At 64.5% G+C, this 11,606-nt stretch carries 12 protein-coding genes and 2 tRNA genes; 9 read left to right on the forward strand and 5 right to left on the reverse strand.

Annotated features, from left to right (window positions below):
- The first annotated feature begins 1 nt into the window (after window position 1).
- The 4 genes from Q0R23_RS13100 to Q0R23_RS13115 all read left to right on the forward strand — a co-directional run bounded on the left by Q0R23_RS13100 (window position 2) and on the right by Q0R23_RS13115 (window position 3,581).
- A complete protein-coding gene (locus Q0R23_RS13100) occupies window positions 2-931 on the forward strand; it encodes an IS30 family transposase (protein ID WP_366520435.1) in 930 nt (309 codons plus the stop codon).
- A gap of 12 nt (window positions 932-943) precedes the next feature.
- Window positions 944-1,504, forward strand: coding sequence for a hypothetical protein (locus Q0R23_RS13105; protein ID WP_293913697.1), 561 nt, complete (start codon window positions 944-946; stop codon window positions 1,502-1,504).
- Between the two features lie 218 nt (window positions 1,505-1,722).
- Window positions 1,723-2,613 (forward strand): histone deacetylase, encoded by an 891-nt coding sequence (locus tag Q0R23_RS13110; RefSeq protein ID WP_293913699.1) that lies wholly within the window; start codon window positions 1,723-1,725, stop codon window positions 2,611-2,613.
- A 344-nt stretch (window positions 2,614-2,957) separates the two neighbouring features.
- Window positions 2,958-3,581 (forward strand): cyclic nucleotide-binding domain-containing protein, encoded by a 624-nt coding sequence (locus Q0R23_RS13115; protein WP_293913701.1) that lies wholly within the window; start codon window positions 2,958-2,960, stop codon window positions 3,579-3,581.
- A 284-nt stretch (window positions 3,582-3,865) separates the two neighbouring features.
- Here Q0R23_RS13115 and Q0R23_RS13120 read toward each other — a convergent pair whose 3' ends face one another.
- Window positions 3,866-4,018 (reverse strand): hypothetical protein, encoded by a 153-nt coding sequence (locus Q0R23_RS13120; RefSeq protein WP_293913703.1) that lies wholly within the window; start codon window positions 4,016-4,018, stop codon window positions 3,866-3,868.
- 84 nt (window positions 4,019-4,102) lie between these two features.
- Here Q0R23_RS13120 and Q0R23_RS13125 point away from each other — a divergent pair, with 84 nt between their 5' ends.
- The 3 genes from Q0R23_RS13125 to Q0R23_RS13135 all read left to right on the forward strand — a co-directional run bounded on the left by Q0R23_RS13125 (window position 4,103) and on the right by Q0R23_RS13135 (window position 6,303).
- On the forward strand, window positions 4,103-5,500 hold the full coding sequence (locus Q0R23_RS13125; protein ID WP_293913705.1) for a dipeptidase: 1,398 nt from the start codon (window positions 4,103-4,105) through the stop codon (window positions 5,498-5,500).
- Entirely contained in the window at window positions 5,497-6,138 is a 642-nt protein-coding gene (locus Q0R23_RS13130) for a phosphoribosylglycinamide formyltransferase (protein WP_293913707.1), read from the forward strand. Before Q0R23_RS13125 ends, Q0R23_RS13130 begins: the two co-directional genes overlap by 4 nt.
- 75 nt (window positions 6,139-6,213) lie before the next feature.
- Window positions 6,214-6,303, forward strand: a tRNA-Ser gene (locus Q0R23_RS13135).
- A 150-nt stretch (window positions 6,304-6,453) separates the two neighbouring features.
- On the opposite strand, the gene Q0R23_RS13140 is transcribed toward Q0R23_RS13135, so the two are convergent.
- A complete protein-coding gene (locus Q0R23_RS13140; protein WP_293913709.1) occupies window positions 6,454-7,875 on the reverse strand; it encodes a phosphoglucomutase/phosphomannomutase family protein in 1,422 nt (473 codons plus the stop codon).
- Window positions 7,876-8,100: 225 nt separating this feature from the next.
- Between Q0R23_RS13140 and Q0R23_RS13145 the strand changes: the two genes are divergently transcribed.
- Both Q0R23_RS13145 and Q0R23_RS13150 read left to right on the forward strand, forming a co-directional pair.
- Window positions 8,101-8,175 (forward strand) — tRNA-Glu (locus tag Q0R23_RS13145).
- Between the two features lie 89 nt (window positions 8,176-8,264).
- Window positions 8,265-9,461: an O-antigen ligase family protein gene (locus Q0R23_RS13150; protein WP_293913711.1), complete on the forward strand. Its 1,197-nt coding sequence runs from the start codon at window positions 8,265-8,267 to the stop codon at window positions 9,459-9,461.
- On the opposite strand, the gene Q0R23_RS13155 is transcribed toward Q0R23_RS13150, so the two are convergent.
- The 3 genes from Q0R23_RS13155 to Q0R23_RS13165 all read right to left on the reverse strand — a co-directional run.
- Window positions 9,367-10,299 carry a hypothetical protein gene (locus Q0R23_RS13155; RefSeq protein WP_293913713.1) on the reverse strand — a complete coding sequence of 311 codons (933 nt, stop codon included), beginning with the start codon at window positions 10,297-10,299 and terminating at the stop codon, window positions 9,367-9,369. The genes Q0R23_RS13150 and Q0R23_RS13155 overlap by 95 nt on opposite strands.
- A 21-nt stretch (window positions 10,300-10,320) precedes the next feature.
- Entirely contained in the window at window positions 10,321-11,034 is a 714-nt protein-coding gene (locus Q0R23_RS13160; protein WP_293913715.1) for an NAD(P)-dependent oxidoreductase, read from the reverse strand.
- Window positions 11,035-11,081: 47 nt separating this feature from the next.
- A partial coding sequence (locus Q0R23_RS13165) for a dTDP-4-dehydrorhamnose 3,5-epimerase family protein (RefSeq protein WP_293913716.1) occupies window positions 11,082-11,606 on the reverse strand: 525 nt, incomplete at its 5' end.

The following is an 11,606-nucleotide window of genomic DNA, read 5'->3' on the forward strand; positions in this document are numbered from 1 at the left end:
CATGTGCTACCAACGGATCACGCTGCCCCTACGGTACAAGATCGAAGCGCTCTATGAGGTGGGTCACTCCTGCGCCCAGATCGCCACTCAACTCGGCGTTCACCGCACGACCATCGGGCGGGAACTGGAGCGCTGTACACCGTATATAGCGGTGAGCGCTCAGCACGATGCGGAGCAGCAGCGCAGCCGCCGTCATGGACCTCGGCTGCCAGAGAGCGTCTGGGTGCACATCACCGACAGGCTCCAGCAGTGCCACAGCCCAGAACAGATCCGGGGTCGCTGTGTACTGGAGGGACAGTTCTGCCCCTCGGTGGAGCGCATCTACCAGTTTGTCTATGCCCATCCCCACCTCACGCCCTACCTCCGTCGAAGCCGTCCCCATCGTCGTCCTCACTCCGAAAGGCGAACCCCTCCAACCTTGTGGACCAGCATTGAGCAGCGCCCAGAGGCCGCCAACGCCCGCCAGGAAATCGGTCACCTCGAAGCAGATCTGATGGAAGGGGCCAAAGGCAAAGGCAGTCTGGTGGTCATCGCCGATCGTTGCTCACGGCTGCTGACCCTCAATCTGGTGGGCCGCAAGACCGCTACAGAGGTCTACGCCGCGATGGACAGCGTGCTGGACGGACAGTGGGTCAAAACCATAACCATCGACCAGGGCCGTGAGTTCGTGCTCACCGAGGCACTCGGTGAGCAGTGGGGAGCCACCACCTACGCCTGCCACGCTCACAGCCCCTGGGAAAAAGGGTCAGTAGAGAACGCTAACGGCCTGCTCCGCCAGTTCTTCCCAAAGAAAACAGATTTCACTCAGGTCGATCTCAGCACCGTCCTGGCCGTCCAACACGCCCTCAACCACCGACCCCGCAAGGTCCTGGGGTACTGCACCCCGTATGAGGTACACTCCAACCATCAGACCCGTGCGTTAGCAACTTGAATTCGTCGTTTATTGACGCTTGAAGATCAGGCCAGAATCCGAGCCGAGGAAGAATACCGAGCTCAGGTCAGGGCTGAAGTCGAGCGGCCATTGACACAAGAAGAGAGGGTAAAACAAATTCTCGCAGAACGAGAAAAGGGGCTGGCTGCTAAGAAAGAGAAGGCAGAACTGAAAGCTACAGTTGAAAAGGAAAGAAGAGACAAATTGACACCCTCCCAGCGTAGAGTGGAAAATGTCATTGGCGGAATTGCCTTCATGGTCATTATTGTGTTCTTCGGTTGGTTGCTCAAAGGTTGCTTTAACACAGCATCTATAGCATCCGCGCCCATGAAGGTTGATGGCGGTCTTATACGCGAATACTGCTTATCAGCAGTCCGTGAAAAACTAAAGTCCCCAAGTAGCGCCGAGTTTAACGACAGCACCCTACCGGAATATGGCATTAGCGGCTGGCTATGGATGAGTTATGTTGAGGCCGACAACAATTTTGGCGTGAAGCTCAGGACCGGGTTCACCTGTAGCGCGGATGGACCGGACGCAGACCATATCAGCGTTGGGGTCGCGTTTGATCGGTAAAAGTCTTGCTGGGACGGTCAAGAAATTTGAGTGGCGGGAGAACCCCATTCAGCTTTATGCCTCACGAAATCTAAGCGCCCCGGCAACCATCACCTCCCCGGCTCCACCACCTTATTCAAACCTTGTACAACCCTGTCCTTCACCCCGAACCGCTTACCGCTGACCGCGACCCTCACAAGCTACGGTCCACCTCCCCAGAACGCGCCAGACTGGCGACCATGACGCCTTACCGGGCCTACACGCCCGCCGCCTACACCTTCCCGTTGCCCGATAACCACCGCTTTCCCTCGTACAAATATCAGGGCGTGGCCGAGCGCCTCAGCGGCCTGCTGCCCGTGCTGGACACACCCGCGCTGCCCTGGGCGGTGGCCGGGCAGGTCCACGATCCGCTGTGGCTCAGGCGCTGGCGCCGGGGCGAGGTCAGCGCCAGGGAGACCCGTGAATTTGGTCTGCCCTGGAGCCCAGAAGTCGTCGAGCGGGCTCGCCGGGCGGCTGGTGGCTCGCTGGCCGCGCTGCACGACGCGCTGCGGGTTGGCTGGGGCGCCAACCTGGCGGGCGGCACCCATCACGCCTTTCACGACCGGGCCGAGGGCTTTTGTCTGGTCAACGACGCGGCCATCCTGACGCGCACAGCGCTCCGTGACGGACTGGCGAAACGGGTCATGACCGTCGATCTGGACGTGCACCAGGGCAACGGCACGGCGGCGCTGCTGCGGGGCGTGGCGGGCTCGTTTACCCTCAGCGTCCACGGCGAGCGCAACTACCCGTTTCGCAAGGAAATCAGCGACCTCGATATCGGCCTGGGCGACGGCACGGACGACGCGGCGTACCTCGAAATCCTGCGCTCACAGGTCATTCCCGCGCTCGAAGCCTACCGGCCCGACCTGCTGCTGTACCTGGCGGGCGTGGACGTGTTGGCCGGGGACCGTTTCGGGCGCTTTGCCCTGAGCCTCAGCGGCGTGCGGGAGCGCAACCGGTTGATGCTGAGCTGGGCCAAGGCGGCGGGCGTGCCGGTGGTCACCATGATGGCGGGCGGCTACAACAGCGACCACGCGCTGACCGTCGAGGCCCATGCCAGCGTCGTGCTGGACGGGCTTGAGGTATTCTGAACCGGGCTGGGCGCCAGGTGGGCCGTTACGGCAATTTACACCTGAGCGTCACCTGGTTACCACAACTCTTACCAGTTCTTCAGAGTGTACCTGGCTTACCTTTTAGGGTTGGACAAACCTTGTACAGTCTGAGTACGTCCTGATCGTCATTGAGTGCCCGGTCACAGTCTAGACAGCCACAGTCCAGATAGCCACAGTTCATCCAGGTAGCCATAGTCCAGAAGTTGCGATTCAGCGTTTCAGTGATCGGCACTCGACCCCCCCGCTCCACTTTCCGCCGCCAGCGGCCCCCCGTCCCCCCTTGTTTGCGTGCCCGCGCCCGTTCGTGCGGACAGGAGCCCGTTGTGACCCTACAGAACCTGCGCTCACCGACTGCCGACACCCTTCAGGGCCGCCCACTGCGCCGGGGCGACACCCTCTACTACGCCGGGGACGCCGCGCCCAGCCTGTACCGCCTGGAGAGCGGCCTGCTGCGGGCCGTGCGCCTGACCTCGCAGGGCCGCAACCTGACCGTGCGCCACATCCGTCCCAGCGACATTTTCGGCGAGGAGGCGCTGCACGGCCTGGCCCGCAGCCACCAGATCATCGCCCTGACCGACGCGGTGCTGACCCCTATTCACTTAGAGCACCTGGGCGGCCAGGAACTCTGGGACGTGACCCGCAGCCTCAGCGCCCAGCTCCAGCGCGTGATGACCGACGGCGTGCATATTCAGGACGGCGAACTGCGTGAGCGCATCGCCCGCTACCTGCTGAATCTGGCCGATAGCAGCCTGGGCGGCACCCACGAGGACGGCACCCGCTTCGTGCGGGCCACCCACGAGCTGATCGCCGAGGGCACCGGCGCCACCCGCGAGTCGGTCAGCAAACTGATCGGCGAAATGCGCGACGACGGCCTGCTGACCCCGGCCTACCGCTGCCTGACCCTGAGCAACGAGGCAGCCTTGCAGACCGAATCCGGGCTGTACTGAACTGCCCCTGTCTGAAATGGCCCGGTGCAAGTCGCCGGGCCGCTTTTGTGGACTGAAGCTGCGCCGTACTGCACTATGGGTCTGGACGACAACCCCTTTGCGGCGCGGCGCAGCAGAGACGGCCTGCTGCTGATTTCGTACGGACTCCGCTAAATTCCTGAACATCCGTACCGCAGAGTCCGTCCTTTCTCCTCCTCCCGTTCTTGGTCAGAGCGGCACCTATCGGGCCTGACCGCTTGGTCGGATTTCACCGTTTTGTAAAAACGATTCAACCGGAGTCGGCATCACGCGGCCACCATCTGGTCGTGACCCTGGGCGGTGAGCGGGCCGAGCGGGTGGCCCAGGCGCTGAACGCGGCCCCGGACGAGGAAGCCCGTCAGCAGGTGCTGGCCCGGTTTGGCGGCAACCATCGGCGCGGGCGCGGCAACGAGCGTCAAACGAGTCGCCGCCAGACAGGTCAAGAGCGGCTAAAGACAGCGCTTCCCGTTCCGTCCACACTTCCCCGGCGTAGAATTCCGGGCATGACCGTTTTAAACCAGACCGGCTTCGTTCAGCCCACCCTCCCCGACGCCGAGCAGGTTAGCGCCAACGCCGAACTCTTCGAGCTGCTGCGGATTCCCAGCGTCAGCGCCGACCCGGCCCACACGGCGGACATGCGCCGCGCCGCCGACTTCTTGCAGCGCAAACTGAGTGCTCTGGGCTTCACCGCCCGCGTGGAGGACACCGCCGGGCATCCGGTGGTCTACGCCGATCATCTGAAGGCGCCCGGTAAACCCACCGTGCTGATCTACGGCCACTACGACGTCCAGCCCGAAGCGCCCATTCACGAGTGGAAGACGCCGCCCTTCGAGCCCACCGTGCGGGAAGGCCGCCTCTACGCACGCGGCGCCACCGACGACAAGGGCCAGGTCTACGCCCATGTTCGCGGCGTGCAGCACCTGCTGGAAGCGGGCGAGCTAACCGTCAACGTCAAGTTCCTGATCGAAGGTGAGGAGGAAGTCGGCAGCCACAACCTGGACACCTACCTGCGCGAGAAAGCCCAGCAACTCGCCTGCGACGTGATCGTCATTTCCGACGGCTCGCGCTTCGGCCCGGACACGCCCACCGTGACCTACGGGCTGCGCGGTCTGAGTTACATCGAGGTTCACGTTCAGGGGGCCAGGCGCGACCTGCACAGCGGCAGCTACGGCGGCGCGGCGCCCAACCCCATCGGTGCCCTGGCCGAGATCATCAGCAAGCTCAAGGACGATTCAGGCCGCGTCACCATCCCCGGCTTCTACGACGGTATCGACGAGCTGACCCAGGCGGAGCGCGACATGTGGGCGGGCCTGCCGCACAGCGACGCCGAGTTCGCCGCCAGCATCGGCGTGCCGGAGTTGCCCGGCGAGGCCGGTTATACCACGCTCGAACGCCTGTGGGCACGCCCCACGCTGGATGTCAACGGCATCTGGGGCGGCTACCAGGGCGAGGGTTCCAAAACCGTCATCGCGGCCAAGGCGGGCGCCAAGATCAGCATGCGGCTGGTGCCCGGCCAGGACCCGGAGCGGATCACCCGGCTGGCTCAGGAGTACATTCCCACGCTGGCTCCGGCGGGCACCAGTGTGGAGGTCAAAGCGCTGCACGGCGGCCAGCCGGTCAAGATCGACCTCGACAATCCCTACGTGCGGGCGGCGGGCCGGGCGCTGGAGTCGGTCTACGGCAAGGCCCCGGCCTACACGCGCGGCGGCGGCTCGATTCCCATCGTGGCGACCTTCCGCGAGGTGCTGAAGGCCCCGGTGGTCCTGGTGGATTTCGGCCTCAACGAGGACGCCCCCCACAGCCCCAACGAGAGCTTCGCGCTGAAGGATTACCACAACGGCATTTTGACGAGCGCCGCCATGCTCCGGGAACTGGGGCTCCGGAATCTGGCCGACGTGTGACGAGCGGTGTGATCCGGCTGGGGTTTTTCTCCTCGCATGGAGGCAGCACGGCGCGGGCGGTGGTAGCAGCCTGCGAACGCGGCGAGCTGATTGCTACGCCGACCCTGCTCATCAGCAACAACAGCGCCTCCCCGGTAATGGAGTGGGCCAGGCAATCTGGTTTCCCCAGCCGCCACCTCAGCTCCGCCGCTCACCCCGACCCGGACGCCCTCGACGCGGCCATTCTGGGTGCCCTGCAAGCCCACAGCATCGACGTGGTGGTGCTCAGCGGCTACATGAAGGCGCTGGGACCGCTCACCCTCGCGGCGTACCGGGGACGGCTGCTCAACGTCCACCCCAGCCTGCTGCCGAAGTACGGCGGGCGCGGGATGTACGGCGATCTGGTGCATGCGGCGGTGCTGGCTGCGGGTGAGGCCATCAGCGGCGCCACCGTCCACCAGGTCGAGGCCGGGATAGACGAGGGGCCGATCGTCGCCCAGTCGCGGGTAGACGTGTTGCACGGCGACACGGTGCAGACCCTGCGTGCCCGCGTCCAGGCCACTGAGGCGCCGCTGATGATCCAGGCGTTGCAGGTGCTGGTCGAGGTTCTGCTGGCCCAAGGCAGTGTCCCCCGGACCGCCACCGCGAGTTCAGACTGAAGCAGGGCGCGGCTGGTCGTCGCAGCTTGCTGGGGCTTGCGCCAGCGCCGCCGACGCGCTACCTTAGCGGGCGCTGGAGAGGTGTCCGAGTGGTTGAAGGAGCACGCCTGGAAAGCGTGTATAGGTGCAAGCTTATCGAGGGTTCGAATCCCTCTCTCTCCGCCAGCGAGGTCCAGACGATTCAAGAGTCGTCCGGGCCATTTCTATTGATCCGGTCCTCGGCGGCGAGACGCACCGGGTTGATCAGGATAACCACCCGCGTATCGCCTATTGACGATCCAGACCAGAACGACCAGCTCGTTTGAAGCGAACGCTCTACTGCGGCAATTCCAGAGCTTGTACTCGCCTTGTTGCCTCGTCCAGAATGGCCTTCACATCGGCGGCGCTCTGGGCTTCCACGTAGACGCGCACCACCGGCTCGGTTCCCGATGCCCGGAACATCGCCGAGGCGCCGCCCGCCAGGTTCAGCTTCACGCCGTCGCGGGTGTTGACGCTCTGCACCGCGTGTCCGGCGACTTCTCTGTACAGCGCCGCCTCGGTCAGCAGCCGGGGCTTGTCGAAACTGGCGCTCAGGTGCAGGTCAGCCCGGTCATAGACGTGCCGGAAGCCCACCTCGCTTTCGATGTCGGCAAACAGTTCATTCAGACTTTTGCCGCTCATGGCGACGGCCTCGATCATCAGCAGGCTGTTGAGCAAGCCGTCGCGCTCCGGAATGTGGCCGCGTGACGACAGGCCGCCGGATTCCTCACCCCCGATCATCACGGCCAGTCGCTCGTCGGCCTGGCCTGCCAGGAAGGCGTCGGTGATGTACTTGAAGCCCACCGGCGTCTCCAGCAGCTCCAGACCGAGGTTGTGAGCCAGCAGTTCGATCACCCGGCTGCCCGAAACGGTCTTGACCACCCGGCCCCGCACGCCGCGCCCATACAGATGTTTAATCAGTACCGCGAAAATCTGGTGGCTGTTGAAGAATGCGCCGCCCGCCGTGACCGCGCCCACCCGGTCCGCGTCTCCGTCGGTTACGACACCGAAGGTCAATCCAGTCTCCCCTTTCAGCAGGTCCATCAGCACGCCCAGATTCTGCGGAATCGGCTCCGGGTTGACCCCACCAAACAGCGGCGTCGGCTCGCCGTGAACCTCGCGCAGCTCGAAGCCCAACCCTCTGCTGCGCACGTAGGCGCTCAGCCAGCCTGCCGCCGCGCCGCCCATCGCGTCGTGGTAGACGGTGCCCCGGTAAGCCCGCAGCGCCTCCAGATCGAGCTGGCGGTCCAGTTGCCCGAAGTAGGCGTCCCGAATGTCCAGGGGCCTGATCTGCCCGACGGGGCCGCTGCATGGCTGCGGGTCAGCCAGCGCCAGTTCGATCTGACGCACCCCCTCCGGCGTGGCGCTGCCGCCATACGACCCCTTGATCTTGTACCCGCTGTACTGGGGCGGGTTGTGCGAGGCGGTAATCATCACGCCGCCTGCCGCGCCCAGGTGGACGGCAGCGAACGACAGTGCGGGCGTGGGCAGATACGCTCCGGCCAGCCAGACGTCCAGGCCCGCCCCGGTCATGGTCTCGGCCACCACACGGGCGAAGTTCTGGCCCTGGAAGCGGGTATCGAAGCCCACCACCACCGCGCTGCCGCCGAGTGAGCGCAGCGCCTGGGCATGAGCACGGGCCACCACGCGGAGGTTGTCGTAGGTGAAGTCCTCGGCGATGATGTCTCGCCAGCCGTCGGTTCCGAACTTGATGGGCATGGGGGTCTCCAGATCACAGGTCTCCTCCGCCTTTTCTGACGGGGATGATGGTTGGTCACATCACCTTCAGCCTAACAGGGCTACCCGAAATCGGGGCCGTTGACACACACTTCACAGTTGACAGCACCCCGATTCCCCACTATTATTCCCTCCGTGCTGAAAAGCACCCCTTGAAAGGGCGGCTGGAAAATCGCGGAATTCCGTGATTAGAGAGCTGAAAGGTGTGGCCCCATCGTCTAACGGTTAGGACACTACCCTTTCAAGGTAGGTACACGGGTTCGAATCCCGTTGGGGTCACCAACCTTGCCTCCGCTCCTGCCCTGTGCAGAGCGGGGGTTTTGTCTTTACTTAGAGTCAGGTGAGGATAGGCGCGTGAAATACTGCCGGACGTGCCAGACCAGTCTTCCTCCTTCACTCCGCCGCGCCCGGTCGCCTGGCTGCTCGCCTCGGTGCCGATCCTGCTCTTTCCCTACGCCGCCGCGCTGCTCGCCCTGGGCCACCTGAGACGGCTGAACGCGCCGGTTCGCAATCTGCTGTTCTTCTTCGCGGTCACCCAGCTCATCGCTGCGCTGTTTACACCGAGGCCGCTGCTCTCGCTGGGGCTGGCGGCCTTTCGCACGCTGGTCATCCTGGCGATGATCGCGGCGGGCGTGTACTTGCAGGAGAGCCGCAACCTGCGCCCGCTGCTGTGGGGTCAAGTGGTGGTGTTCGTGACGGCCTGGGGCTATAGCGTTCTGGAGCGGGGTCAGCATGTCCTCTCCGGACGCCTGGGCCACCCTTATTACTACGTCGTCTCGCTGGGCCTGGTCGCGGTCATCGCCATCTGGCTGGCGCTGTTCTGGCGGGGCGGAGCGCTCTGGTGGCGAGTGCTGGTCGGACTGCTGGCGCTGGCTACCTTTCTGGCCGCTGGCAGCCGGGGACCGCTGCTGGCCCTGATTGTCGGCAGCGCGGCGGCACTGCTGTTCGCAGGGCGCAAGGGCACACGCCGCTGGATTCTGGTGCCCGCTGGGCTGGCGCTCGCCATTGCCATCGCCGTAAACGTCTTCGAGTTACCGATCAAGCCGGTGACCCGACTCCTGAATGACCAGACCAGTGGCCGCAACTTCGTCTGGGCCGACGCCTACGCCGCCTGGCAGACCTCACCGCTGGGCGGCGTAGGCGCGTATCAGGGCGGGCCGTACATCACCTACCTGTTCAAAGACGACTGTAACCTGCCTTCCACCCCAGTCATCAATGCTCTGGGTTGCGGACTCTTCAACGGCGCCTGGCTGACCGCCCACAACGCCTGGCTGCACTGGCTGATGGAAACCGGCGTGATCGGCCTGACCGGACTCGTGGCGCTGTACGGCTACGGGCTCTGGGCGGCGGTGCGCAGCCGTGACCCGCTGCTGATCGCGCTGCTGTTCGGCTTCAGTGCCATGAATCTGGTCGATGTGGTCATCGCGCTGCCCAGCCAGCACTTCAGCGAGCTGTTCTGGGTGGTGCTGGGCGTCAGCGCCTGGCGCGTGCAGGCCGCAGCAACAAGGCAAACAGAGCCAGCAGTCCAGGGGCCAGCAGCAGCGTTCCCAGCGACGTCGGCAGACTAAGTTTACCAAGCCCGGCAGATTGGGAAACGCCGGTCAATTCCGACCAGTACAGACGCACCGGCAGACACGCCGCTGTGCCATCCTGACACTTGACCTGCACCTTCAGCGTCTGCGCCTCGTCGCCGACCAGCGATAGATCCTGGGCGCTGAGCGCGTTCTTCGGCGCCCAGATCGCCGCTTTCGGTAGGCGAGTTTCGACGGCCCGACCCGTCTCGTTCGACCAGGCCAGCCGGTAGGCCCCGGTATCCGACACCGAGACATAATGCAGGCTGGTGGGCACCGTCCCGGAAGGGAGAACCACTTTCGCCTGACCCGGACTCGTCAGGCTCCTGAAGTAGTTCTGGCCGTCGAAGGTCAGGGGCGCGAACCCCGGCGTTTGAATCGCCGACTGCGGGGCGTTGATGGCCCACCGGGTCGCTCCCGAACCAACCCTGGCAGTGGGCCGGGCCGACACGACCAGTTTCGCCTGAGCGTTGTACTGGTTGATGGCGCACGCCACCGCACATCCCTGCTCGAAGCGCAGCAGATGCGGCCCAGCCCTGACAAACCCGCTCGGCTTGAAGGTCACAAACTGCCCCGCCGGAAAGGTGAACTGCCCCAGCGCCTGCCCGTCGAGCGTCGCCTTGGCCCGCACGTCCGCTCTCGGTGAAAACAACTGGTAATTGAGCTCCACATAACGCGGCCCCGGCGTACTGAAGCGAATCTCGGTGACTGGCTGCGGCACCCGGAAGGGATTGACGCCGTCCGAGCGGGGTTCGGAGAAGCCGACCAGGGTCCAGCCGCCCGGCACGGTTTTGCTCAGGTCAACCGTCGTCTGCGGCGGATCGATCAGGGGCATGAGCCTTCCACCAACATGACTTTACTGGGCGCTCCACTGGGCCTTGAGCGCGGCCCAGCGCCCGGTATTCAGGCTCACGTCGCCCGGCAGCGTCACGCCCGCCTGGGCACGGGTGCCCTCCTGCACGTCGGGTTTGCGGCGACGCGCCAGCTCGAAGACGCTCTTGCGCTCGGTGGCGATGTGCAACGTGCCCTGCTCGATCTCCAGCGCGTGCCGCACCGCCAGGGCAATTTCGGGCGCGATGATGTCCACGTAATCCTGGCCGGTATAAACGTCCGAAAACGCCACCGGATAGGCGAACTCGCGGGGCCGGAAACTGGTGCGGATAATCAGGTGCCTTTCTGCGGCGCGGGCGGCTTCCTCGGCGACGAGTTTGGTCAGCGAGTAATAGTTGACCACCGGTCCCGGCGTGTCGTCTTCCGCATAATTGCCAGTCTGCCCGTCGAACACGTAATCGGTGCTGATGTGGACCAGTTTGGCGCCCACCGCGTTGGCTGAGCGCGCCACATACCGGGTGCCTTCCACGTTGACGGTCCAGCACTCAGAGCGGTCCTTCTCGGCGCCGCCCACGTTGGTGTAGGCGGCGGTGTGGACGATCAGGTCCGGACGTTCGCGCTCTATGACCGCCAGAACGCTCGCCGGGTCGGTCAGGTTCATCTCCCGACTGCTCGGCGCGATCAGACCCGGTAGCAATGCCCGGAGTTCGGTACCGAGTCGCCCGCTTCCACCCGTCACCAAAATTCTCAATCGTCGTGAACGGACGCCACTGGTGACGCCACTCCTCACCCCATATCCTCGGCCCACAGGTCGTCGCCAAAATAATTCCAGGGCAGGCGGCCCTCGTTCGGGTCGGTGATGTCGAACTGGGCGTCCATGGTGTACAGCAGCGTCGCGCCCGCCTCGCTGGCCTGGTAGCCGTGCGCCACACCGGAGGGAATGTAAACAACCATCGGCTGCTCACCGCTGAAGACCAGCTTGCGCTTGACACCTAATGTCGGGCTACCTTCGCGGCAATCGACCAGCCAGATCATCAATTGGCCCTGGAGCACACACCAGATCTCGTTCTGAACGGCCTTGACGTGAATGTGAAAGGCGTTGACGCGCTTGGGCGCCGCCCACGACACGCTGATCTGACGCGGAACGAGTGTGCCCGGCAAGCCCTGAACCCCATGTTCATCGAGCCGGACGTATTCCATGAAGGCGCCGTTCTCGCTGCGGTTTTTCTTAAGTGCCTGGAACCACACGCCCTCTATCTGCGGCGCGGCGGGGTACGCCTCGAACTTCAGCGCCTGGGCGTACTCGGCGTC

Source organism: Deinococcus sp. (assembly GCF_025362455.1).
Lineage (GTDB): Bacteria > Deinococcota > Deinococci > Deinococcales > Deinococcaceae > Deinococcus.

Excerpts from the sequence above, each read along its gene's own strand:
- Q0R23_RS13100 (WP_366520435.1), top strand. The coding sequence starts at position 2 with ATGTGCTACCAACGGATCACGCTGCCCCTACGGTACAAGATCGAAGCG.
- Q0R23_RS13110 (WP_293913699.1), top strand. The coding sequence starts at position 1,723 with ATGACGCCTTACCGGGCCTACACGCCCGCCGCCTACACCTTCCCGTTG.
- Q0R23_RS13125 (WP_293913705.1), top strand. The coding sequence starts at position 4,103 with ATGACCGTTTTAAACCAGACCGGCTTCGTTCAGCCCACCCTCCCCGAC.
- Q0R23_RS13140 (WP_293913709.1), bottom strand. The coding sequence starts at position 7,875 with ATGCCCATCAAGTTCGGAACCGACGGCTGGCGAGACATCATCGCCGAG.
- Q0R23_RS13155 (WP_293913713.1), bottom strand. The coding sequence starts at position 10,299 with ATGCCCCTGATCGATCCGCCGCAGACGACGGTTGACCTGAGCAAAACC.